This window comes from Faunimonas sp. B44, assembly GCF_052655945.1.
In genome coordinates, this window is the sequence record NZ_JBQYEX010000002.1 from 542,654 (window position 1) to 565,520 (window position 22,867).

The following is a 22,867-nucleotide window of genomic DNA, read 5'->3' on the forward strand; positions in this document are numbered from 1 at the left end:
GCCCCCACGGACGGATTATTGTTCGGACTCGTTCTGGCTGCGGCCCTTCTTGCCCAAATTCCTGAGCGCCGTCATCTCCCGGAACCATTCCGTCACCGGACGGGCCGGCACGCCGCCCCAGCGCGCCCCCGCCGGCACGTCGCCATGCACCACGCTCACGGCGGCAATCTGCGCGCCGTCGCCGATCGTGACGTGCCCGTTGACGCCGGACTGGCCACCGATCGCCACGTAGTCGCCGAGCTTCGCCGATCCCGAGATCCCGACCTGGGCGACGAGCACGCAGTGCCGGCCGATCTCGACGTTGTGGCCGATCTGCACCTGGTTGTCGATCTTGGTGCCCTCGCCGATCACGGTGTCCCGATTCGCGCCGCGGTCGATCGTCGTGTTCGCGCCGATCTCGACGTCGTCCTGGATGATGACGCGCCCGATCTGCGCGACCTTCCGGTGGCCCGAGGGATGCATGGCGAAGCCGAAGCCGTCCTGCCCGATCTGGGCGCCGGGATGGATGATCACCCGGTTCCCGAGCAACGCGTGCTGAAGGCAGACATTGGCGCCGATGTAGCAGTCGCGGCCGACGGCAACGCCCGCCCCGATCACCGCACCCGCCGCGACCACGGACCCCCGGCCGATCTCGACGCGCGCGCCGACGATCGCACCCGGCTCCACCCGCACGCCATCCTCGATCTGCGCACTCGGATGGACCGTGCCGGCAATGCCGGCGTCTCCCTCGAACACGCCCGCCGGGCGCAGCGCTCCCGGGAACGCGGCCGCGAGGTAGCGCGCATAGGCCCGGTACGGCTCGGTCGTCTGCAGCACCGCCACCCGTTCCGGCACGCGGTCGAGATAGCGCGCCGAGCACAGAATCGCGGAGGCGCCGGTGGCAGCCAGCGCCCGGACGTACTTCGGATTGTCGAGGAAGGTCAGATCGCCGGCGGACGCGGCGTCGACCGGCGCCGCCCCCGTAATCAGCGCGGCCGGATCGCCGCGCACCAGGGTCGCTTCGGTCAGGCTCGCAGCCTCCACCAGGCTGACCGGCGAAGGCGCGGGGAAGAAGCGGGAATCATGCATGTCGGTGCGGTGCGCCGGCGGACCGGCACCTCCCGGTGCCGGTCCCGGGCGTCCTCAGAAGCGCGTGCCCCCGCCGATGCGGAAGAACTGCTCCTCGTCGTAGGACTGCGAGCTCAGGACGTAGGCGAAGTCCGCCCGCAGCGGCCCGAGCGGCGAGGCCCAGAGGATCGAGCCGCCAACAGAGGACCGGATGGAGGTCGAGTCGTTCACGAAGATCCCGAGCGCGCGGTAGCGGGCGCTGTCGAAATCAGTGTCGAAGGCCGTGCCGGCATCGGCGAACACGGCGCCCTTCAGGCCGATCTCCGGCGGAATCCCCGGCAGCGGGAACTGCACCTCGGCGGTGCCGGCCACGAAGACCTTGGCGCCGAGGGCGTCCCGCGTCAGGCGGTCGCGAGGACCGATGCCCGAGCTCTCGAAGCCGCGGATCGTCTCGCCGCCCTTGAAGAAGGCGTCGATCAGGCGGACGTCGTCGCCGCCGAGCCCCATGATGTGGCCGCCCTGAACCTTGAGCAGGCCGATCATGCCGGCATCCGGGATCAGCTCATGATAGTAGGAGGCCTGCGCGGTGGTGCGCATGAACCGCACGTCGCCGCCGACGCCTGCGAAGTCCTGCGTGAACTGCGCGTAGAGGCCGCTGGTCGGATTGGTCCGGCTGTCGAGCGTGTCGTAGATGAGCGAATAGTTCACCGAGGACACGACGGAACTGCCCTCGGCCTGGCACACCGCCCGCGACACGCCCGGCTTGCAGTCGAACGACCCGTCCGCGAGATCCGTGGCGAAGTTGTAGCCCGGGACGTTGATGTCCTGGCTCTCGATCCGGTAGCCGAGCTGGACCTTGAACTCCTCGGTGATCGGGAAGCCGAAGGTGAGGCCGCCGCCGGTGCTCTCGAAGTCGTAGGAGCGGAAGTCGTTCTCCTTGTAGACCTGGCGGAACACGTTGAATCCGGCCGAGATCCGCCGGCCCAGGAAATAGGGGTCGGTGAACCCGAACTCGAAGGTTCGCGACGACTCGCCGCCGCCGACCGCTGCGCGCACGATGTAGCCGCGGCCGAGGAAGTTGCGTTCCGTGATCGAGATGTCGCCGATGATGCCGTCGGCGGTCGAGTAGCCCGCGCCGAACCCGATCTCGCCGGTCGGCTGCTCTTCCACGGTCACGATCACGACGACGCGGTCCGGCTCCACGCCGGGCTGGGTCGTGATCTTCACGTCCTTGAAATAGTTGAGGTTCCGCAGGCGACGCTCGGCGCGGTCGATCAGGACCCGGTTGAAGGCGTCGCCTTCCGACAGGTCGAACTCGCGGCGGATGACGTAGTCGCGGGTCCGCGAATTGCCGCGCACCTCGATGCGCTCGACATAGGTCCGGGAGCCCTCGTCCACGACATAGGTCACGCCGATCGTCTGCGTTTCCGGATTGCGCTCCAGGCGCGGACGCACCTGCGCGAACGCATAGCCGGAGCCGGCGAGCTCGATCGTCAGCGCCTCGAGCGACTTCTCGATCTCGAGCGCCGAATAGGTCTCGCCCGGACGCGTCTGGACCAGGCGGCGAAGCCGCTCCGGATCGATGCCCGGGACGACCGATTCCACGTCGACCGCGCCGAACCGGTAGCGCTGGCCCTCGTCGAGCGTGAAGGTGATGAAGAAAACGTTCCGCTCGCGGTCGAGGTCGGCGACCGCGGACACGATCTGGAAATCCGCGTAGCCGCGATTGAGGTAGAACCGGCGGATCTTCTCCTCGTCCTGGGAGAGCCGGTCGGGATCGTAGACGTCGCTTCGGCGGAGGAAGCTAAGGATGCCGCTCTCGCGGGTCTCGATCACGTTGCGCAGCCGGCCGTCGCCGAACGCCTGGTTGCCGATGAACGTGATGCGCGAGACCCCCGTCTTGGGGCCTTCCGTGATCTCGTATACGAGGTTCACGCGGTTCTGCGGGAGCTGAATGACCTTGGCTTCGACCGAAGCCTGGAAGCGGCCGCCGCGGCGGTACATCTCGAGGATGCGCTGGACGTCGCTCTGGACCCGGGAGCTGGTCAGCACGCCGCGCGCCTCGGACTGCACGATGCCCGCCAGCTGCTCGTCCTTGAAACGGCTGTTGCCCTCGAATGCGACCCGGTTGATGAGCGGGTTCTCCACCACCGTGACCACCAGGGCCCCGCCGCTCTGGGCCACGCGCACGTCGGCGAAGAGGCCGGTGTCGTAGAGCGCCTTCAGGGATTCGTCGATGTCCTCCGACGAGAAGTTCCGGCCCGGCTGGATGAGCAGGTAGGCGCGGACGGTCTCCGCGTCGACGCGATCATTGCCCTGCACCACGACACGGCTCACGACGGCCGCCTCTGCGGACGACACGAAGCTCGGTACAGGGATCGTCCCGCTCACCGAGAACGCCGGTGCCGCTACGACGAGGGCCGAAAACGTGGCCCGGATCAACTTTGCTGTCATTGGCCGTTTGGTACCCGGTCTCTGATGCATCGAACGCGATCGGCGTCTTCGACGGATTCAATCGAAGGCTTCCTATCGCAGCCTTTCGCAGTGCTTTCAATCAGAGCACCCGCACGGTACCGAGCTTTTTGCAGCTAAGTGGCGATTCAGCCACGCACCGGCGCGTCCCCCTCACCGGCTTCATATGCCTGAAATCTTAACGATGTCGTTGAAGGTGACGAACACGAACAGCATGAGGACGAGCGCGAATCCGATCCGGAATCCGTACTCCTGGGCACGTGCGCTGAGCGGCCGTCCGCGAATCGCCTCGATGGCGTAGAAGACCAGGTGGCCGCCGTCGAGCATCGGCACCGGGAACAGGTTCAGGAGGCCGATGCTGACCGAGAGGATGGCGATGAGGTTGATCAGGCCGACCGCCCCGCCCGACGACGCGACCACGCCGGAGACCTGCGCGACCCGCACCGGCCCGCTCAGCTGGTCGGCCGTCTCCCGGCCCTGAAACAGCCGGCCGATATAGGTCATCGTGCGCTCCACGATCGCCCATGTCTCGCGCACGCCCTCGCCGACGGCGGCCACCGGGCCGTACGTCTCGAACACCACGTCGTCGGCGGTCATGTTGCGGGAGATGCCGAGCACGCCGACGCGCTGGGTGCCGCCGAACCCGTCCGAAACCTCCCGGCGCTCCGGGGTGGCGGCGATGTCGATCTCCTCGCCGTCGCGGTCGACGGTGATCGTCAGCGGCTCGCCGGCCGCCAGCGTGACGATCCGCTGAATCTCCGAGAAGGACCGGATGCTGTTGCCGTCGATGGCGATGATCCTGTCGCCGGGGAGGATGCCGGCCTGCTCCGCCGGGCTGCCGGGCATGACCATGTCGGCGCGGGGAACGGTGATCGGCTTGCCGAGCGTCGCGAAGAGCGCAGCGAAGACGGCAATCGCGAGCAGGAAGTTCGCCGCCGGCCCCGCCGCTACGACGGCTGCCCGCCGCCAGAGCGGCGCAAAATGGAAGAGCCCCGCCCGCCGCTCCTGCGGCACCTGCGCCAGCGCCTCGGCATCCGGCAGGGAGGCAACGTTCTCGTCCCCCTCGAAGCGCACATAGCCGCCGAGCGGGATCATGCTGATCTTCCAGCGCGTGCCGTTGCGGTCGTTGAACCCGAAGAGCTCCCGGCCGAAGCCGATGGAGAACGCGGCGACGCGGATGCCGCACCAGCGCGCCACCAGGAAATGGCCGAGCTCGTGCACGAAGACGACCACCGTCAGCACCAGAAGGGCCGGGATCACATAGCCCATCAAGGCGGTCAAAGGCTGTAAAGCGGACTCGATCATCGCCACCTCTCGGGCAGATTGTACTTAGCTGGCGATCGCGGCAAGATTATCAACCGCCTGCGCCGCCAGGTCGCGTGCCGCAGCGTCGAGCCCGATCGCCTCCTCGACCGTTTCCGGCTCGGTCAGGAGCCCGGCGCGGTCGGCCTCGGTCAGGCTGCGCGCCACGGTCTCCGGTATCGCCGTGAACGGGATCCGCCTCGCCAGGAAGGCCGAGACGGCGAGCTCGTTGGCGGCGTTCAGGACCGTCGGAGCTCCGGATCCGTGAACCATCGCCGACCGGGCCAAGGCGAGCGCGGGAAACCGCGCCTCGTCCGGCCGCTCGAAGGTAAGCGCCCCGATTGCGGCGAGGTCGAGATGCCGCGCGGCGCATCCGCCCCGGGCGGGCCAGTTGAGGCAATAGCTCACCGGGCGCTTCATGTCGGCAAGGCCGATCTCGGCATGCACCGAACCGTCGCGGAAGGTGATCAGGCCGTGCACGATCGACTGCGGATGCACGAGGACGTCGAGCCGGTCGGGCGACAGCCCGAAGAGATGATGCGCCTCGATGAGTTCGAGCCCCTTGTTCATCATCGTCGCGGAATCGATGGAGATCTTCGGCCCCATCGACCAGGTCGGGTGCGCGAGCGCCTCCTCCGGCGTCGCCCGCCGCAAGCGCTCCGCGCTCCAGGTGCGGAACGGCCCGCCCGACGCAGTGATCGTGAAGCGGGACACCTCGTCCGCATCGCGGCCCTCGATGAGCTGGAAGAGGGCGTTGTGTTCCGAATCGACCGGCAGGATCCGTGCGCCGTGCCGCCTGGCGAGCGCCATGAAGGCGGGCCCGGCGCAGACGAGGCATTCCTTGTTTGCGAGCGCGATCGTGCTGCCCGCACGCACCGCCGCCGCCGTCGGCGCGAGCCCGGCCGCCCCGACGATCGCGGAGAGGACGACGTCCACCCGCTCGCCGGCGGCCTCCTGCATGGCCGACGCGCCGGCCGCCGCCTCGATCCCTGTCCCGGCGAGGGCGTCGCGCAGGGCGGCAAGTGCCGCGGGATCGGCGACGACGGCGCGCTCGGCCCGGAGCCTCCGCGCGATTCCCGCGAGCGCCGCCGCGTCGGAATTCGCCGTCACCGCATGGACGGCGAAGCGCTCCCTCCCCTCCTGAAGGACCTCTACCGCGCTCGACCCGACCGAACCCGTGGCGCCGAGAAGCGTGACGCGGCGCATCACCCGGAACCGCCGACGGATCGGAAGAGATGGCCCGAGAGACCCGCGAGCGCCAGTAGCCAGGCCATGACGGCCGCACCATAGAGGCTGTCGATCCGGTCGAGCACCCCGCCATGGCCCGGGATCACGGAGCCGGAATCCTTGACGGCGAACCGGCGCTTCACGGCCGATTCCAGAAGGTCCCCGAGCTGGGCGGCGACCGAGAGGAGAGCGGCGACGCCGGCTGCGGCGGCGACGGAGGTTCCCTCGCCGAGCCTGCTCACCAGCACGCCGGCGGCGATCCCCGCGAGGAAGCCCGTTATCGCGCCGGACCAGGTCTTGCCGGGCGAGACCCTCGGCCAGAGCTTCGGCCCGCCGATCGAGCGGCCGCCGAAATAAGCGGCGGTGTCGGTCGCCCAGACCACCGCGAAGATGAACGCGATCCCGACCCAGCCGGCGGGGTCGCTGCCGCGGAGGACGATGAGGGCGGCCGTCGGCAGCACGACGTAGAGCGCCCCGAAGGCGAGCCACAGCGCCCGCTCGCCGCCGCCCCTGCCCCGCGTCATCGCCGACCATTCGAGGAAGGCAAGGACGGCGATCAGAAGGATGATCAGGGCGAAGGGAGCGCCGCCGTACCACGTCGCCAGCAGGACGACGGGCGCGAGAACGGCTGCGGACAGAACGCGCTGGACGAGGTTCTTCGACACGATCCCGCGCGCGGCGTCACTCACCGACCACGCCTCCGAACCGGCGCTCGCGGCCGGCGAACTCCCGCAGTGCGGCCTCGAAATCGGGATCGCCGAAATCCGGCCAGAGCACCGGCAGGAAGACGAACTCCGCATAGGCCGCCTGCCAGAGCAGGAAATTGCTGATCCGCTTCTCCCCGGACGTCCGGATCACGAGGTCCGGATCGGGCATCCCGCCGGTGTCGAGATGCGCCTTGAACACGTCCTGCGAGATGTCCTGCGGCCGCATCTCGCCGGCGGCGACGCGTTCGGCGATCCGGCGCGCGGCGCGGACGATCTCGTCCCTCGCCCCGTAATTGAAGGCGACCTGCAGCTGGAGCGCGGAATTCTCAGCGGTTTCGGCTTCGGCCAGCGCGATCAGCTCGCGGATGTCCTCCGGCAGGCTCGCCCGCTCGCCGATCACGCGCACCCGCACGCCGTTCTGCTTCAGCTCGGCGAGATCGCGCCGGATGAAGAAGCGGAGCAGGTTGAGGAGGTCCTGGATCTCGGCCTCGGGACGCGACCAGTTCTCCGAGGAGAAGCTGAACAGCGTCAGCACCTCGATCCCGCGCGTGCCGGCATAGCGCACGGCCCGCCGTACGACTTCGACCCCCCGCCGATGCCCCTCCACGCGCGGGAGCCCGCGCGCCCGTGCCCAGCGCCCGTTCCCGTCCATGATGATCGCGACGTGGCGCGGCAGGCGCTCGGGCGCCGGCGCCGGCTCGACCAGTGTTGCGGGAACGCTCACCATGGCGGCATCCGGTTGTCGATCGCGCGGCTCGGCCGAGGGTCAGACGTGGACGATTTCCTTCTCCTTGGCGGCCAGCATCTCGTCGATCTCCTTGATGAACCCGTCGGTCATCTTCTGGATCTCGTCGGACTGCCGCCGGCTGTCGTCCTCGCTGATCTCGCCGTTCTTCTCCATGCGCTTCAGCGATTCCATGCCGTCCCGGCGCACGTGGCGGACGGCGACGCGCGCCTGTTCCGCATATTTGTGGCCGACCTTGACCATCTCCTGCCGGCGCTGGGCGTTGAGCTCCGGGATCGGGATCCGCAGGAGCGTGCCCTCGACGACCGGATTGAGGCCGAGATTGGCATCGCGGATGGCACGGTCGACCTTGCCGACGAGCGTCTGGTCCCAGACCTGGACCGTGAGCATCCGCGGCTCCGGCACGCTCACCGTGCCGACCTGGTTGATCGGCATCTGCGAGCCGTAGGCCGGCACCATGATCGGGTCGAGGAGGTTGGCCGAGGCGCGGCCCGTCCGCAGCCCCGACAGCTCGGTCTTCAGCACGGAGAGCGCCCCCTGCATGCGCCGTTGCAGGTCGCGGCTGTCGAATCCGTCGCTCATAGGTGGTTCCCCGCTTCTCTCTTCTTGGCGGCGTGCGTCATGCGGCCGAAACGAGCGTCCCGACGGCCTCGCCGGCGACGATCCGGGCAAGCGCACCCGGCTCATGGATGTTGAACACGATTATCGGCAAGCCGTTGTCGCGGGCAAGCGCGAAGGCGGCAGTGTCCATGACGGCGAGGCCCTTGGCGATCGCCTCCTGATAGGTGACGTGCTCGTAGAGCTCCGCCGTCGGGTCGGTGCGCGGGTCGGCCGTGTAGACGCCGTCGACCTGCGTGCCCTTCAGGAGGGCGTCGCATTCGAGCTCGAGCGCCCGCAGCGCCGCGCCGCTGTCGGTGGTGAAATACGGGTTGCCGGTCCCGCCGGCCAGCACCACGATCAGGCCCTTGTTCATGTGCCAGGTCGCGCGCCGGTGGATGTAGGTCTCGCAGATGGAGGGCATCTCGATCGCCGACATGGCGCGCGCATCGAGCCCCTCGCGCACCAGGGCCGCCTCGAGCGCCAGCGCGTTCATCACGGTGGCGAGCATGCCCATGTGGTCGCCCGTCACGCGGTCGCCGCCCTGCGCGGCGATCGCCATGCCGCGGAAGATGTTGCCGCCGCCGATCACGATCGCGATCTCGGTGCCGGTGCGGGCGACGGCGGCGATCTCGGCGGCGAAGGCGCGCACGGCATTGTCGTCGATGCCGAAGGACTGCTCCCCGATGAGCGCCTCGCCGGAGAGTTTCAGAAGCACGCGCTTCGGCTTCGGCCGCGTTCTCATGGTCCCGTCCCGATCAAACCGCCGGCCGATCCCGCGGCCCCGCGCCCGCATACGCGAAGGGCGCCGACAAGTCACGTCGGCGCCCCTTTATCGCAAACGAAATCGGCGGCTCAGCGCTGCCCGACGGCGGCGGCCACCTCGGCGGCGAAGTCCGATTCCTCCTTCTCGACGCCCTCGCCGAGACGGAAGGAAACGAAGCCGGTCAGGCTCACCGGCGAACCGACCTCCTTCGCGGCATCGGCGAGCACGGTCTCGATCGACCGCTCCCCGTCGACCACGAACACCTGCTTCAGGAGCACGGCCTCCTCGTAGAACTTGCGCAGCCGGCCCTCGACCATCTTCTCGATGATCGCTTCCGGCTTGCCGGACCCGCGCGCCTGCTCGGCGAAGACGGCGCGCTCGCGCGCGACCACCTCGGGATCGAGGCCCGAGACGTCAAGCGAGAGCGGGTTGGCGGCCGCGACATGCATCGCGATCTGCCGGCCGAGCGCGGCGAGCTTCGCCGTGTCGCCTGAAGACTGCATGCCGACCAGCACACCGATCTTGCCGAGGCCCGGCGCGACCGCGGAATGGACGTAGCCGGCGACCACGCCTTCGCTCACCTCGATCGCGGCCGTGCGCCGCAGCGTCATGTTCTCGCCGATGGTGGCGACGGCATCGGTGATGGCGCCCTCCACCGTCTTGCCGGCGCCCGGGAGATCAGCCGCGAGCACCGCGTCGAGCGAGCCGCCGGTCCCGAGCGCCGCCTGCGCGACCGCCGAGACGAGCGCCTGGAACTGCTCGTTGCGGGCGACGAAGTCGGTCTCGGAATTGAGCTCCACGATGGCCGCCTTGCGACCTTCCTCGGCAATCCCGATCAGGCCCTCGGCCGCGACGCGGCCGGCCTTCTTCGCGGCCTTGGCGAGGCCCTTCGTGCGCAGCCAGTCGACGGCGGCCTCCATGTCGCCGCCGGTCTCCTGCAGCGCGACCTTGCAGTCCATCATGCCGGCGCCGGTCTTCTCGCGCAGCTCCTTCACCATCTGTGCGGTGATGGCCATGTCTGGTCTATCCTTCTGTTCGGTTGGGCGGGGCGACGGTCAGGCGGCAGCCCCGGTGGAGGCGGCCTCGCCCTCCGGTGCCGCCGCGGGTTCGCCCGCTTCGCCCTCTTCGAGGCCGGGCTCGTACGGCACGTCTTCCGAAGCCCCGACGTCGACGCCGACGTCGCCCTGGCCGCGGGAAATGCCGTCGAGCGCCGCACGCGCGACGAGGTCGCAATAAAGCGCGATGGCGCGGCCCGCGTCGTCATTGCCCGGCACGGGCAGGCTGACGCCGGCGGGATCGCAATTGGTGTCGAGGATGGCTGCGACCGGAATGCCGAGCCGCCGCGCCTCGCTGATCGCGATCGCCTCCTTGTTGGTGTCGATCACGAAAATGAGATCGGGAATGCCGCCCATGTCCTTAATGCCGCCGAGCGCACGCTCGAGCTTGTCGCGCTCGCGGGTGAGCGACAGGCGCTCCTTCTTCGTCAGGCCCTGCGCGCCTTCGGCGAGCATCTGGTCGAGGGTGCGCAGCCGCTCGATCGAATGCGACATGGTCTTCCAGTTGGTCAGCATGCCGCCGAGCCAGCGCGCATTGACATAGTACTGGGCCGAACGCCGCGCCGCCTCGGCGACGGCGTCGGCCGCCTGCCGCTTCGTACCGACGAAGAGCACGCGCCCGCCCTGGGCGACCGTGTCGCTCACCGCCTGCAGCATCCGGTGCAGCATCGGCACCGTCTGCGCGAGGTCGAGAATGTGGATGTTGTTCCGTTCGCCGAAGATGTACTGCGCCATCTTCGGGTTCCAACGGTGGGTCTGGTGACCGAAATGCACGCCAGCTTCGAGCAGCTGGCGCATCGAATAATCGGGAAGCGCCATTGAAATTCTCCGGTTAGACCTCCGCGGGCAAATGGCTTACGCCACCGGAAAAGCCGGTCGAGCTTTCAGACCCGCGTGCGAGATGCGCGCGATATAGGCGAGATCGGCGGGAACCGCAATGCCGAAGCGGCTTGGTTGAGCGGCTTGGCCGGGCTCAGGCGTATTCGACGTGGACCACGCCCGGCACCGCCTTCACCGCGCCGGCGACCTGCGGGGTCACGCGGTACTGGCCCGGCAGCCGGATCTCGACCTCGCGGCCCGCCCCGCCGAGGAGCAGCACGAAGGACACGGTCGCCTCGCCGGGCGCGTCGAGCCGGTTGGCGACCCGGTCGATCGGCTCCGGCGCGTCGAGGAAGACGCGGACCGCCCTGCTCCGCCGCGCCGCGACGTCCTCCAGCGCCTCGATGCCCTGGATTCGGGCGCGGATCTCCTCCGTTTCCGGGTCGAAATCCGCGCCGATCTGGAGCAGCAGCGATTGCCCCGGCTCGAGCCGCTCGCGCCATTCGAAAAGGCGCTCCTGGTAGACGACCGCCTCGAACTGGCCGCTCGGGTCTGACAGCGTGACGATGCCGACGCGGCTGCCGGACTTGGTGCGCCGCTCCTGGCGCTGGACCACGGTCGCGGCGATCAGGCCGGTGAGCGAGCGGAGATGCCGGACCTGCTCGGCGAAGGCCAGCCACGTGGTGCCGCCGCGGGCGGACAGCAGCTCCGCGTAATCGTCGAGCGGGTGAGCGGACAGATAGGCGCCGATGGCGGCGAACTCGCGCTGCAGGCGTTCGGCCGGCGTCCAGCCGGACTCGTCGGCGAGATGCAGCGGCTCGGGCCGGCCGCTGCCTCCGAACAGGTCGCCGACGCCGCTCGCCTCGCGTGCCGCCCGCTCCTGCGCGGCCGAAAGCACCCGTCCGATATTGGCGAACATCCTGGCACGGTTCGGCTCGATGCCGTCGAAGGCGCCGGCCTGCGTCAGGCATTCCAGTGCGCGCCGGCTCACCTGGCGCGGATCGATCCGTGCGGCGAAATCGGCGAGGTCGCGGAACGGCCGTTCCCCGCGCGCCGCCACGATATGGTCGACGACCTGCGTGCCGACGCCTTTCAGGGCGGACAGTGCATAGACGATCCGGCCGTCCCGGGCATCGAACGAAGAGCCGGACGCGTTGATGTCGGGCGCCGCCACCTCGATCCCGAGGCGGCGTGCCTCGAGCCGGAACTCGTTCAGCTTGTCCGTGTTGCCCATGTCGAGCGTCATGGACGCGGCGAGGAACTCGACCGGGTGATTGGCCTTGAGATAGGCCGTCTGGTAGGCCACCAAGGCGTAGGCCGCGGCGTGGGACTTGTTGAAACCGTAGCTCGCGAACTTGGCAACGAGGTCGAAGATCGCCACCGCGTCCGCCTTCGCGACGCCGCGTTCGACGGCGCCGTCGACGAAGCGGGCGCGCTGCGCGTCCATCTCCTCCTTGATCTTCTTGCCCATGGCGCGCCGCAGCAGGTCGGCCTCACCGAGAGAATATCCGGAGAGCGTCTGCGCGATCTGCATGACCTGCTCCTGGTAGATGATGACCCCGTAGGTCTCCTCCAGGATCGGCTTCAGCAAAGGGTGCAGGTAGTCCGGCTCCTCCTCGCCGTGCTTGCGGCGGTTGTAGGTCGGGATGTTGTCCATCGGGCCCGGCCGGTAGAGGGCGACGAGCGCGATGATGTCCTCGAAACGGTCCGCCTTCATGCCGGCGAGCGCGCGCCGCATGCCCTGGCTTTCCACCTGGAACACGCCGACCGTCTCGCCGCGCGCGAGCATGGCGAACGTCTTCGGATCGTCGAGCGGGATTGCGGCGAGGTCGATCGCGGTTCCCGACCGCCTGACGAGCTCGACGGCGCGCTGCAGCACGGTGAGCGTCTTCAGGCCGAGGAAGTCGAACTTCACCAGGCCGGCCTGCTCCACCCATTTCATGTTGAACTGGGTCACAGGCAGCGCAGAGCGGGGATCGCGGTAGAGCGGCACCAGCTCGTCGAGCGCCCGCTCGCCGATCACCAGGCCGGCGGCATGGGTGGAGGCGTGACGGTAGAGCCCCTCGAGCTTCATCGCCGTGTCGAGCAGGCGCCCGACGACCGGCTCAGCCTCCCGCGCCTCGGCAAAGCGCGGCTCGCCCGCCACCGCCTGCGCGAGGGTGACCGGGTTCGCCGGGTCGGCCGGCACCATCTTGCAAAGCCGGTCGACCTGCCCGTAGGACATTTCCAGCACGCGGCCGACGTCCCGCAGCGCCGCGCGCGCCTGCAGCGTCCCGAAGGTGATGATCTGCGCGACCCGGTCCTTGCCGTAGCGCTCCTGGACATAGGCGATCACCTCGTCCCGGCGGTCCTGGCAGAAGTCGATGTCGAAATCCGGCATCGACACGCGTTCCGGGTTGAGGAACCGCTCGAAGAGGAGCGCGAAGCGGAGCGGGTCGAGGTCGGTGATCGTGAGCGCCCATGCGACGACGGAGCCGGCGCCCGAGCCGCGCCCCGGGCCGACGGGGATGCCCTGCTCCTTGGCCCATTTGATGAAGTCGGAGACGATCAGGAAGTAGCCGGGATAGCGCATCCGCTCGATGATGCCGAGCTCGAACTCCAGGCGCTCCTCGTAGTCGCGTCGGCTCCGCCCCAGCGCAAGACCGTGGAAGGCGAGACGCGCTTCCAGGCCGGCGACGGCCGCCCGTCGAAGCTCCGCCGCCTCCTCGCGCGCCGCCTCGTCCGGATCCTCGGCGGTCGCCGCGAAGCGGGGCAGGATCGGATCCACGACCTGGGGCCGCGTGCGGCACCTTATGGCGATCTCGATCGTGCTCTCGAGCGCCTCCGGCACATCGGCGAAACGCTCCGCCATCGCCGCGCGGGTGGCGAAATGGTGGTCGGCCGTGACCCGGCGCCGGTCGTCCTGCGAGAGGAGCCGCCCTTCCGCGATCGCGAGCAACGCGTCGTGCGCCTCGTGGTCTTCCGCCTTCGGGAAGAAAGGCTCGTTGGTCGCAACCAGCGGGCAGTCGAAGGCATAGGCGAGCGAGACGAGCCCGGCCTCGGCCTGGCGCTCGACCGCCATGCCGTGGCGCTCGATGCTGACATAGAGCCGATCGGCGAAGATCTGCCGGAGCCGCGCGAGACGGGCCTCGGCGAGGCCGGTGTCGCCGTCGGCGAGCACGGGATAGAGCGGGCCGTCATGGCCGCCGGTGAGCGCGATCATGCCGTTGGCGGCGGCGGCGAGAAGCGGCAGCTCGATGGGCTCCGCCCGCCCCGCCTCGTTCATGAAATACGCGCTCACGAGCTTCACGAGGGAGCGGTAGCCTTCGTCGGTCGCCGCCAGGAGGAAGATCGGGGCGGCATGCCGAAGCCGTGCGGACCCGCCGGCGCGCCCGCCCGAGCGCGCCTCCTCCGCCTCGAAGCGGACCGGGAGCTTGCACCCGATCAGCGGCTGGACGCCCGCCTTCGCCGCCTTCTGCGAGAATTCCAGCGCGCCGAAGAGGTTGGCGCTGTCGGTCACGCCGACGGCCGGCATGCCGTCGGCGACGGCGAGATCCACGAGCTTGCCGATCGGGAGCGCGCCCTCGAGCAGCGAATAGGCGGAATGGCAGTTGAGGTGAACGAAGTCCGGTCCGCCGCTCATCCGATTCCTCCCCCGCTTCGACCCGAGGTTTGGACGCAGGCGCACGGGCCCGTAAAGGCCGCCGCCCGCCTTATCCACTCACATGCTCGGCGAGAGGCTCAAGAACCATCCCGCAAGGCTCGTCATGAGCACCGTCACGAGCATGAGATTGATGCTTTCACGGAACACGATCATCTCTCTTTCTCCCCTATATGTTTTCATTTTGTTCTCATCGGGGATAAGAGTCAAGCATGTCCTCACGAAAGCTCGGCAGGAACGATCTCGCCCTCCGAAAGCGTGATGGCGCGGTCCATCCGGGCGGCCAGGGTGAGATTGTGCGTGGCGATCAATGCGGCCAGCCCGGACTGGCGGACGAGCGCGAGGAGCGCGTTGAAGACGTGCGCGGAGGTGCGCGGATCGAGATTGCCGGTCGGCTCGTCGGCCAGCAGGAGCCGCGGGGCATTGGCGACGGCGCGGGCGATGGCGACGCGCTGCTGCTCGCCGCCGGAGAGTTCGGCCGGCCGGTGGTCGGCGCGATGGTCGACGCGGAGATAGGCGAGGAGCTCGCGCGCGCGCTCCTCGGCCTCGCGCCGGCCGAGCCCGGCGATGAGCTGCGGCATGACGATGTTCTCCAGCGCGGAGAACTCCGGCAACAGATGATGGAACTGGTAGACGAAGCCGATCTCGCTCCGCCGCATGGCGGTACGGCCGTGGTCGTCGAGCCTGGCGGTCGGCCGACCGCCGATCAGCACCTCCCCTCCGTCGGGATGTTCGAGGAGCCCGGCCAGGTGGAGAAGCGTGGACTTGCCGGCGCCGGACGGTGCGACGAGCGCGACGATCTCACCGGGGCGGACGGCGAGGCTCGCATTGCGGAGCACCTGGAGCGGCCCGTCGGCCGTGGGATAGACCCGCTCGACGCGGTCGAGCACCAGCGTCGGGCGGGGCTCGCCCTCCCGGAGCGGCTTCGCCGCAGCGGCCTCTTCCTGTGCGGGTCGCTCGTTCATTCGTATCGCAACGCCTCGACTGGATCGAGGCGCGCGGCGCGCCACGACGGATAGGCCGTGGCGAGGAATGAGATCACGAGCGCCATCAGCACGATCGCCGTCGTCTCTCCGGCATCCATGTCGGCGGGAAGGCGGGTCAGGAAGTAGAGTTCGGGAGAGAAGATCTCGGTGCGCGTCATCCAGGAGATCGCCTGGCGGATCGATTCCACGTTGAGGCAGACCACGATGCCGAGTACGAGGCCGGCGAGCGTCCCGACCACCCCGATGCTCGCCCCGGTGATGAAGAACACCCGCATGATGGCGCCGCGCGTCGCCCCCATCGTGCGCAGGATGGCGATGTCGCGCCCCTTGTCCTTCACGAGCATGGTGAGCCCCGAGATGATGTTGAGCGCGGCCACCAGCACGATCAGCATCAGGATCAGGAACATCACGTTGCGCTCCACCTCCAGTGCCGAGAAGAAGGTGACGTTGCGCTGCCGCCAGTCGGTGGTGAAGACCGGCCGTCCCGCGGCCGCCTCCACCACCGGCCGGATCTGCCCGACCCGGTCCGGGTCCTGGATGTAGACCTCGATCGCGCCGGCCTGGTCGACCTGGTTGAAATAGGCCTGGGCTTCGGAGATCGGCATGAAGACGAAGGTCGCGTCGTATTCCGACATGCCGATCTCGAAGATGGCGGTGACCGGATAGGCCTTGACCCGCGGCGCCACCCCCATCGGCGTCACCGCGCCGCGCGGGCTGATGAGGGTGATGCTGTCGCCGGCGAGGAGGCCGAGGTTCTCCGCGAGGCGCGACCCGATCGCTACGCCGCCTCCCGTGTCGAAATCATCGAGCGTGCCGCCCTCCCGCACCGTGCCTGCGATCTTCGGCAGGCGCCGGAGATCGTCCGCGCGCACGCCGCGCACCAGCACGCCGGAGCCGCCACCCGCCTGGCCGGAAGCGAGCGCCTGCCCCTCCACGAGCGGGACGACGAGCGTGACGCCGGAGACCGCCGCCACCCGGCGGGCGACGTCCTCGTAATCGGTGAACGGGGTCTCCACCGCCTGCAGCACGAGATGGCCGTTGATGCCGAGGATCTTGTCGAGAAGTTCGTTGCGGAAGCCGTTCATCACCGCCATCACGATGACGAGGGTGGCCACGCCGAGCATGATTCCGGCGAAGGAGAAGCCGGCGATGACCGAGATGAAGGCCTGCTTGCGGCGGGGCCTCAGGTAGCGGAGCGCGAGGATCCACTCGAACGGGGCGAAGACGCCGGCCCCGCCTGCCGCAGCACCCGTCTCGGCGCTACGCCGACTTTCCCTGAACCAGGCATGCAATCGCGGCATCCAGGCCGAGGGTCTGGCGTTCGCCGGTCGCACGCCGCTTGATTTCGACTTCACCCTTCGCAGCCCCTTTCGGTCCGACGATCACCTGCCAGGGCAGGCCGATCAGGTCCATCGTCGCGAACTTCGCCCCGGCCCGCTGGTCGAGATCGTCGTGAAGGACATCGAGACCGGCCGCCTCCAGCCGGGTCGAAAGCCCGTCGGCCACCGCGTCGGTCGCGGCGTCGCCGGGCTTCAGGTTCACGAGACCGACGTCGAACGGCGCGACGCTGTCCGGCCAGATGATTCCGGCCTCATCATGGCTTGCTTCGATGATCGCCGCCACCAGGCGCGAGACGCCGACGCCGTAGGAGCCCATGTGGACGGGCCGCTCCTGGCCGTCCGGGCCGCTCACTTTGGCCTTCATAGGCTCGGAATACTTGGTGCCGAAATAGAAGATGTGCCCCACCTCGATGCCGCGGGCGGAGATCCGCCGCGCCTCGGGCAGCGCCGCGAAGGCCGCCTCGTCGTGCTTCTCGTCGGTGGCGGCGTAGGGCTCCGTCCAGGCGGCGACGATCGGCGAGAGGTCCGAGCGGAAATCGGTGTCCGCGCCGGGCACGGTCAGCTCGAGCAACCGCCGGTCGCAGAAGACCTCGCTCTCCCCGGTCTCGGCGAGGATGATGAATTCGTGGCTGAGGTCGCCGCCGATCGGCCCGGTATCGGCGCGCATCGGGATCGCCTTCAGCCCGAGCCTCTTGAAGGTCCTCAGATAGGCGACGAACATGCGGTTGTAGGCCTGCCGCGCGCCGTCGGCGTCGAGATCGAAGGAATAGGCGTCCTTCATCAGGAACTCGCGCCCGCGCATGACGCCGAAGCGCGGCCGGACCTCGTCCCGGAACTTCCACTGGATGTGGTAGAGGTTGAGCGGCAGGTCGCGATACGAACGCACATAGGACCGGAAGATGTCGGTGATCATCTCCTCGTTGGTCGGGCCGTAGAGCATGTCGCGCTCGTGCCGGTCGCGGATGCGCAGCATCTCCTTGCCGTAATCGTCGTAACGCCCGCTTTCGCGCCACAGGTCGGCCGACTGGATGGTCGGCATCAGGCACTCGATCGCGCCGGAGCGGTTCTGCTCCTCGCGCACGATCGCCTCGATCTTCTTCAGGACCCGGGCGCCAAGCGGCAGCCAGGAATAGATGCCGGCCGATTGCTGGCGCAGCATGCCCGCACGCAGCATCAACCGGTGCGAGACGATCTCGGCCTCTTTCGGGTTCTCTTTGAGGATCGGAAGGAAGTAACGGGAGAGCAGCATGGTCACTCGATCTTGGCGGCACGGGACACAAGCCCGATCGAAACGGCAATGGCAAGAGCCCGCCGGGTCCGCAACCGTGCGACTGCCCGAACTCGCGGCGGCAGGTGCAAAAAAACGCGCCATTTCAGCCACAAGGATAGTGACAGGCCTGATTCGATCGGCTATGGTCCGGCCACTATAAAGGGTGCCAGAAGCATCCAAGCACCTCGCGGTCCAAGTCTTGGGAGGACGTCATCGTCCGGCGGGTAGTAACGCCGAAGAGATGGCAAGGAAGTCGCGAAGTCTTTGAGCAAGGCCCGGCCTTGCTCTTTTCTTTTTGCGGAAATTTCTGAAGCTCTGCGGATGGGACCTAGAGGATCAGGTCTTCGACCGTTATTCCGTAAACGGCAATCGCTACATAGACCGCGGTGAAGATGATTGCGGCAATGAGCGTCGTGGCCGCGATTCGACGCGCCATGAACGGCTTCAGCGGCGCGCCGTGTTCGGTGCCGAGGGTGACGTCGCCGGCATCCGCCTGGGTGTTCCCTCCGAACGGCAGAACGACGAAGAGCACCAGCCACCAGATGATGAAGTAGATGGCCATCGAACTGATCAGGCTCATCGCTCAGGCCTCCTCCAGCTCGATCAGGGTCCCGGCGAAATCCTTCGGATGAAGGAAGAGCACCGGCTTCCCGTGCGCCCCGATCCGCGGCTCGCCATCGCCGAGCACGCGCGCCCCGCCGGCCCTCAGCCGGTCGCGCGCCGCCTTGATGTCGGCCACCTCGTAGCAGATGTGATGCATGCCGCCCGACGGCGTCTTAGCCAGGAAAGCGGCGATCGGCGAGTCCGGGCCGAGCGGCTCCAGAAGCTCCACCTTGGCGTTGGGCAGCGTGACGAACACCACCGTGACGCCATGCTCGGGCAGCGCCTGGGCTGCCGAAACCTCCGCGCCGAGGACGTCCCGGTAGAGCCGGCTGGCGGCCTGAAGGTCGGGAACCGCCAGCGCGACGTGATTGATGCGCCCGAGCATGAGATCCTCCTCCCCGTCAGTCCGCAACGTGCGTGACGTGAACGATCATCGCCGGCTTCTTGCCCCAGGTCGCGTTCACCGTGCCGCGGACGGCCCGCTGGACCGCCTCGCGCACGAGGCCGGGGTCGCGGCGGCGCGGCTGCGGCAGGGAATCGAGCGCCTCGTCGACGGCGTCGAGAACCGTCTCGAGCATCGGCGCACCCTCGGCATCCTTGTCCGGCAGGCCGAGCAGGACCGCCGTCGGATCCTCAAGCACAACGCCGGCCTCCGACAGCACGATCGCGACCGAAACCGCCCCCGAGAAGGCGAGCCGGCGGCGATCGCCCACGCCGCCGGAATCGGAGCGGACGATCAGCCGGCCGTCGCGGTAGAGCTGGCCGGACGGCACCTTCTCGACGAGCTCGGGATCGCCGGGGCCGAGCCTGGTCATGTCGCCGTTGCGGACCTCGACCACCTTGGGGATGCCGAGCGAGCGCGCGAGCTTCGCCTGTTCGTGCAGGTGCAGCGACTCGCCGTGGACGGGGATGACGATCGCGGGCTTCGTCCAGTCGTAAAGCTGGCGCAGCTCGTCGCGTCGCGGGTGGCCGGAGGTGTGGACGAGCGCCAGCCGGTCCGTGATCACCTCGGCGCCGAGATCGATCAGCGCATTGACTATCGCGTTCACGGCGCGTTCGTTGCCCGGGATGGTGCGCGACGAGAAGATGACGCGGTCGCCCTGGGCGATCGAGACCGCGCGGTGGTCCTTGTTCGCGATGCGGGCGAGCGCGGCGCGCGGCTCGCCCTGGCTGCCGGTCATCAGCGCGAGCACCTTGTTCCGGGGCAGATAGCCGTAGGCCTCCTGGTCGAGGAAGTCCGGCAGGCCGTCGAGATAGCCGAGCTCGCGCGCGACGTCGGCCGCGCGGCGGATGGCGCGGCCGACCACGACCACGTCCCGGCCCGCCCGCTTGGCGGCTTCGGCCACCGCGCGCATACGCGCGATGTTGCTGGAGAACGAGGTGACGACCACGCGGTGCGGCGCTTCGAGGATGAGCCGCTCGAGCGAGTGGGCGACCTCCCCCTCGCTCGGGCTGACGCCGTCGCGGACGGCGTTGGTGGAATCGCAGATGAGGGCGCGCACCCCTTCGCGGCCGAGTTCGGCGAGCCGGTTCTCGTCGGTCGGCCTGCCCACGCCCGGCGCCGGGTCGAGTTTCCAGTCGCCGGTATGGATCACGATCCCATAGGGCGTCCGGATCGCCACCATGTTCGGCTCGGGCAGCGAATGGGCGACGGGGACGAACTCGAGGTCGAACGAGCCGACGGTGAACCGCTTGCCCTGGTCGATGACCTCGACCGGGATCTTCGGTGCGCCCGGCTCCTCGGCCTGCTTCGCCTTGAGCAGGCCCGCGGCAAACGGCGTCATGTAGACGGGCGCCTTCACGCGCGGCCACAGGTCGAAGAGCGCGCCGAAATGGTCCTCGTGGGCGTGGGTGATGACGATGCCGTCGACCCGGTCCCGGCGCTCGGCCAGGAACTGGATGTCCGGGACGACGCCGTCGATGCCGGGCAGGTTCTCCGTCGAGAAGGACACGCCCATATCGACGACGAGCCAGCGCCGCGTGCGCCGCGGGCCGTAGCCGTAGAGCGCGAGGTTCATGCCGATCTCGCCCACGCCGCCGAGCGGGAGGAAGACCAGATCGTCGCCGTCAGCCATGAGGCGCCATTCCTGTTTCGGATGAGAAGAAGACGTCGCCTGCCGAGATCAGCTCCTCGCGCCCGTGCCTCAGGAGGCGGAGCTGCCCCGAGGAATCGAGCCCGAGAAAGCGCCCGACGAGGGTCTCGCGCGGGAGCCGGACCGTGATCGTGTCGTTCACCCGCTCCGCGTGCGCGTTCCAGCGCGCGCACAGGCTGGCGAACCCGGAGCCCTCGTTCCATGCCGCGAGCGCATCGGCAAGGCTCCGCGCGAGCGCCCCGAAGAGGTCCTCCGCGGAAACCGTCACCCCGAAGGCGCTGAGGTCCGAAGCCGGATGCCGGGTCTCGGCCGGATGATGGGCGACGTTAAAGCCGAAGCCGATGACGATGGCGGACCGCCCGTCCCTCGTGCCGCGCGATTCCGCGAGAATCCCGGCCACTTTGCGCCCGTCGATGAGCACGTCGTTCGGCCACTTGATCCGCACTTGCGGCTGGAGCCTCTCCGGCAGGACGGCCACGATCGCGTCACGGGCGGCGAGCGCGGCCACGATCGGAAGCTGCATGAAGGCCGAAGGCGGGTACTGCCCGACGAAGGCATGGGAGGCGTAGAGATTGCCGTCTTCCGAGACCCAGGTCGCCCCGAGGCGCCCCCTGCCCCGCTCCTGGCGTTCGGCGGTGACCCAGACCGGCATCGCGGCGCCGGAGAGCGCGAGCGCCATCGCCTCGTCGTTCGTCGAGCCGACGCTCTTCAGCGCAACGCGACGAACCTCTCCCGCTTCCTGATCCGGACGGGCCATCCGCTCAGAACAGGCTGCGGGCGGCGATCGCGGCCGCCTCGACGAGCGGCGCGGCGAACAGCACGAACACGAGCAGGAACGCCCCGGAGAGCGCGGACACCGTCTTCAGCTCGACCGGCATGCGCTCGAAGCTCATCAGCGGCTCGTCGAAATACATGAGCTTCACGATCCGCAGGTAATAGTACGCGCCGACCACGCTGCTCAGCACGCCGATCACCGCGAGCCCGTAGAGCTCCGCCTCGATCGCGGCGAGGAACACCCAGTATTTGGCGAAGAAGCCGGCGAGCGGCGGGATTCCGGCAAGCGAGAACAGGATCGCGGCGAACATGAAGGCCGTGAAGGGCTGCGTCCGGGCGAGCCCCGCGAGCGAATCGATGTCTTCCACCATCTGGTCCCGCCGCCGCATGGCGAGGATGCAGGCGAAGGCGCCGAGCGTCATCACGACGTAGATGACGAGATAGAGCACGACGCCCTGGACGCCGGCCTCCGTGCCGGCCGCGAGGCCGACCAGGATGTAGCCGACATTGCCGATGGAGGAATAGGCCATCAGCCGCTTGATGTTGGTCTGCCCGATCGCGGCGAACGAGCCGAGCAGCATGGAGGCGATCGCGATGAACGACACGACCTGCTGCCAGTCCTGCGTCACCGGCCCGAACGCCTCGATCGTGACGCGCACCATGAGCGCGACGGCGGCGAGCTTCGGCGCCGCGGCGAAGAAGGCCGTGACCGGCGTCGGCGCGCCCTCGTAGACGTCCGGCGTCCACATGTGGAACGGCACGGCGGAAATCTTGAAGGCGATGCCCGCGAGCACGAAGACGAGGCCGATGACGAGCCCGACCGAGCGGCCGTCGACGAGCGCCGCGGCGATCCCCTCGAAATTCGTCTGCCCGGTGAAGCCGTAGACCAGCGAAGCCCCGTAGAGGAGCATGCCGGAGGCGAGCGCGCCGAGCACGAAATACTTGAGGCCGGCTTCCGTGGAGCGCACGGAATCGCGATGGATCGCAGCCACGACATAGGCGGCGAGCGACTGCAGCTCGAGCCCGAGATAGAGGCTGATCAGGTCGTTGGCCGAGATCATCATCAGCATGCCGATCGTGGCGAGGATGATGAGCACGGGATATTCGAAACGCTCGAAGCGCTCGTTGCGGGCGTAGCCGACGGCCATGGCGATGGCGATCGCCGAGGCGATCAGCGTCGCGATCTTCATGAAGCGCGCGAACGCGTCGTTCACGAACGCGCCCTCGAAGGTGGTGGTCGTGCCGGCCCCGAGCGCGACGACGAGCACGGCGCCCGCGAGCAGCGCCACGGCGACGCCGTTCACCGTCTGCGTCGACCGCTCGCCGGCGAACACCCCGAACATCAGGAGCGCCATCGCGCCGACGGCGAGCATGATCTCGGCCAGGACCGGCGTGAGATCGGGCATCGATGCAAGTTCCATCAT

The 22,867-nt window shown here is 68.7% G+C and carries 19 protein-coding genes; all 19 read right to left on the minus strand.

Features of this window, described 5'->3' with window-relative positions:
* Nucleotides 1–15 precede the first annotated feature (15 nt).
* Complete coding sequence (gene lpxD, locus ACUN0C_RS05835; protein ID WP_445465372.1) at nucleotides 16–1,068, minus strand: UDP-3-O-(3-hydroxymyristoyl)glucosamine N-acyltransferase; 1,053 nt, start codon at nucleotides 1,066–1,068, stop codon at nucleotides 16–18.
* 54 nt (nucleotides 1,069–1,122) lie between these two features.
* Entirely contained in the window at nucleotides 1,123–3,501 is a 2,379-nt protein-coding gene (gene bamA, locus ACUN0C_RS05840) for an outer membrane protein assembly factor BamA (protein WP_445465373.1), read from the minus strand.
* A gap of 180 nt (nucleotides 3,502–3,681) precedes the next feature.
* The gene (rseP, locus tag ACUN0C_RS05845) at nucleotides 3,682–4,824 is read right to left on the minus strand and encodes an RIP metalloprotease RseP (protein ID WP_445465374.1); all 1,143 of its coding nucleotides are present in this window, start codon (nucleotides 4,822–4,824) and stop codon (nucleotides 3,682–3,684) included.
* 24 nt (nucleotides 4,825–4,848) lie between these two features.
* Nucleotides 4,849–6,027, minus strand: a complete 1,179-nt coding sequence (gene dxr, locus ACUN0C_RS05850; protein WP_445465375.1) for a 1-deoxy-D-xylulose-5-phosphate reductoisomerase — start codon at nucleotides 6,025–6,027, stop codon at nucleotides 4,849–4,851.
* A complete protein-coding gene (locus ACUN0C_RS05855) occupies nucleotides 6,027–6,737 on the minus strand; it encodes a phosphatidate cytidylyltransferase (RefSeq protein ID WP_445465376.1) in 711 nt (236 codons plus the stop codon). The genes dxr and ACUN0C_RS05855 overlap by 1 nt, the downstream gene beginning before the upstream one ends.
* Nucleotides 6,730–7,482: an isoprenyl transferase gene (locus tag ACUN0C_RS05860; protein WP_445465377.1), complete on the minus strand. Its 753-nt coding sequence runs from the start codon at nucleotides 7,480–7,482 to the stop codon at nucleotides 6,730–6,732. Before ACUN0C_RS05860 ends, ACUN0C_RS05855 begins: the two co-directional genes overlap by 8 nt.
* Before the next feature lie 39 nt (nucleotides 7,483–7,521).
* Nucleotides 7,522–8,082 (minus strand): ribosome recycling factor, encoded by a 561-nt coding sequence (gene frr / locus ACUN0C_RS05865; RefSeq protein ID WP_445465378.1) that lies wholly within the window; start codon nucleotides 8,080–8,082, stop codon nucleotides 7,522–7,524.
* A gap of 37 nt (nucleotides 8,083–8,119) precedes the next feature.
* Nucleotides 8,120–8,842 carry a UMP kinase gene (pyrH, locus tag ACUN0C_RS05870; protein ID WP_445465379.1) on the minus strand — a complete coding sequence of 241 codons (723 nt, stop codon included), beginning with the start codon at nucleotides 8,840–8,842 and terminating at the stop codon, nucleotides 8,120–8,122.
* Between the two features lie 110 nt (nucleotides 8,843–8,952).
* A complete protein-coding gene (gene tsf / locus ACUN0C_RS05875; protein WP_445465380.1) occupies nucleotides 8,953–9,879 on the minus strand; it encodes a translation elongation factor Ts in 927 nt (308 codons plus the stop codon).
* Nucleotides 9,880–9,918: 39 nt separating this feature from the next.
* Complete coding sequence (gene rpsB / locus ACUN0C_RS05880; protein WP_445465381.1) at nucleotides 9,919–10,737, minus strand: 30S ribosomal protein S2; 819 nt, start codon at nucleotides 10,735–10,737, stop codon at nucleotides 9,919–9,921.
* Between the two features lie 154 nt (nucleotides 10,738–10,891).
* Entirely contained in the window at nucleotides 10,892–14,359 is a 3,468-nt protein-coding gene (gene dnaE / locus ACUN0C_RS05885; RefSeq protein WP_445465382.1) for a DNA polymerase III subunit alpha, read from the minus strand.
* Between the two features lie 236 nt (nucleotides 14,360–14,595).
* Nucleotides 14,596–15,342, minus strand: a complete 747-nt coding sequence (locus ACUN0C_RS05890) for an ABC transporter ATP-binding protein (RefSeq protein WP_445465383.1) — start codon at nucleotides 15,340–15,342, stop codon at nucleotides 14,596–14,598.
* Entirely contained in the window at nucleotides 15,339–16,664 is a 1,326-nt protein-coding gene (locus ACUN0C_RS05895) for a lipoprotein-releasing ABC transporter permease subunit (RefSeq protein ID WP_445465384.1), read from the minus strand. Before ACUN0C_RS05895 ends, ACUN0C_RS05890 begins: the two co-directional genes overlap by 4 nt.
* Nucleotides 16,624–17,952, minus strand: coding sequence for a proline--tRNA ligase (gene proS, locus ACUN0C_RS05900; protein ID WP_445465385.1), 1,329 nt, complete (start codon nucleotides 17,950–17,952; stop codon nucleotides 16,624–16,626). The genes ACUN0C_RS05895 and proS overlap by 41 nt, the downstream gene beginning before the upstream one ends.
* 349 nt (nucleotides 17,953–18,301) lie before the next feature.
* Nucleotides 18,302–18,553: a DUF1467 family protein gene (locus ACUN0C_RS05905; RefSeq protein ID WP_445465386.1), complete on the minus strand. Its 252-nt coding sequence runs from the start codon at nucleotides 18,551–18,553 to the stop codon at nucleotides 18,302–18,304.
* A gap of 3 nt (nucleotides 18,554–18,556) precedes the next feature.
* Nucleotides 18,557–18,961, minus strand: a complete 405-nt coding sequence (mce, locus tag ACUN0C_RS05910) for a methylmalonyl-CoA epimerase (protein WP_445465387.1) — start codon at nucleotides 18,959–18,961, stop codon at nucleotides 18,557–18,559.
* Nucleotides 18,962–18,977: 16 nt separating this feature from the next.
* Nucleotides 18,978–20,651, minus strand: coding sequence for a ribonuclease J (locus tag ACUN0C_RS05915; protein WP_445465388.1), 1,674 nt, complete (start codon nucleotides 20,649–20,651; stop codon nucleotides 18,978–18,980).
* The gene (locus tag ACUN0C_RS05920; RefSeq protein WP_445465389.1) at nucleotides 20,644–21,426 is read right to left on the minus strand and encodes a biotin--[acetyl-CoA-carboxylase] ligase; all 783 of its coding nucleotides are present in this window, start codon (nucleotides 21,424–21,426) and stop codon (nucleotides 20,644–20,646) included. Before ACUN0C_RS05920 ends, ACUN0C_RS05915 begins: the two co-directional genes overlap by 8 nt.
* A gap of 4 nt (nucleotides 21,427–21,430) precedes the next feature.
* Nucleotides 21,431–22,867, minus strand: coding sequence for an NADH-quinone oxidoreductase subunit NuoN (gene nuoN / locus ACUN0C_RS05925; RefSeq protein WP_445465390.1), 1,437 nt, complete (start codon nucleotides 22,865–22,867; stop codon nucleotides 21,431–21,433).

What these genes read in the sequence shown, in the direction of transcription:
- lpxD (WP_445465372.1), bottom strand. Translation starts at nt 1,068, where the DNA reads ATGCATGATTCCCGCTTCTTCCCCGCGCCTTCGCCGGTCAGCCTGGTG.
- bamA (WP_445465373.1), bottom strand. Translation starts at nt 3,501, where the DNA reads ATGACAGCAAAGTTGATCCGGGCCACGTTTTCGGCCCTCGTCGTAGCG.
- rseP (WP_445465374.1), bottom strand. Translation starts at nt 4,824, where the DNA reads ATGATCGAGTCCGCTTTACAGCCTTTGACCGCCTTGATGGGCTATGTG.
- dxr (WP_445465375.1), bottom strand. Translation starts at nt 6,027, where the DNA reads ATGCGCCGCGTCACGCTTCTCGGCGCCACGGGTTCGGTCGGGTCGAGC.
- ACUN0C_RS05860 (WP_445465377.1), bottom strand. Translation starts at nt 7,482, where the DNA reads ATGGTGAGCGTTCCCGCAACACTGGTCGAGCCGGCGCCGGCGCCCGAG.
- frr (WP_445465378.1), bottom strand. Translation starts at nt 8,082, where the DNA reads ATGAGCGACGGATTCGACAGCCGCGACCTGCAACGGCGCATGCAGGGG.
- pyrH (WP_445465379.1), bottom strand. Translation starts at nt 8,842, where the DNA reads ATGAGAACGCGGCCGAAGCCGAAGCGCGTGCTTCTGAAACTCTCCGGC.
- tsf (WP_445465380.1), bottom strand. Translation starts at nt 9,879, where the DNA reads ATGGCCATCACCGCACAGATGGTGAAGGAGCTGCGCGAGAAGACCGGC.
- rpsB (WP_445465381.1), bottom strand. Translation starts at nt 10,737, where the DNA reads ATGGCGCTTCCCGATTATTCGATGCGCCAGCTGCTCGAAGCTGGCGTG.
- dnaE (WP_445465382.1), bottom strand. Translation starts at nt 14,359, where the DNA reads ATGAGCGGCGGACCGGACTTCGTTCACCTCAACTGCCATTCCGCCTAT.
- ACUN0C_RS05890 (WP_445465383.1), bottom strand. Translation starts at nt 15,342, where the DNA reads ATGAACGAGCGACCCGCACAGGAAGAGGCCGCTGCGGCGAAGCCGCTC.
- ACUN0C_RS05895 (WP_445465384.1), bottom strand. Translation starts at nt 16,664, where the DNA reads ATGCCGCGATTGCATGCCTGGTTCAGGGAAAGTCGGCGTAGCGCCGAG.
- proS (WP_445465385.1), bottom strand. Translation starts at nt 17,952, where the DNA reads ATGCTGCTCTCCCGTTACTTCCTTCCGATCCTCAAAGAGAACCCGAAA.
- ACUN0C_RS05905 (WP_445465386.1), bottom strand. Translation starts at nt 18,553, where the DNA reads ATGAGCCTGATCAGTTCGATGGCCATCTACTTCATCATCTGGTGGCTG.
- mce (WP_445465387.1), bottom strand. Translation starts at nt 18,961, where the DNA reads ATGCTCGGGCGCATCAATCACGTCGCGCTGGCGGTTCCCGACCTTCAG.
- ACUN0C_RS05915 (WP_445465388.1), bottom strand. Translation starts at nt 20,651, where the DNA reads ATGGCTGACGGCGACGATCTGGTCTTCCTCCCGCTCGGCGGCGTGGGC.
- ACUN0C_RS05920 (WP_445465389.1), bottom strand. Translation starts at nt 21,426, where the DNA reads ATGGCCCGTCCGGATCAGGAAGCGGGAGAGGTTCGTCGCGTTGCGCTG.
- nuoN (WP_445465390.1), bottom strand. Translation starts at nt 22,867, where the DNA reads ATGATGGAACTTGCATCGATGCCCGATCTCACGCCGGTCCTGGCCGAG.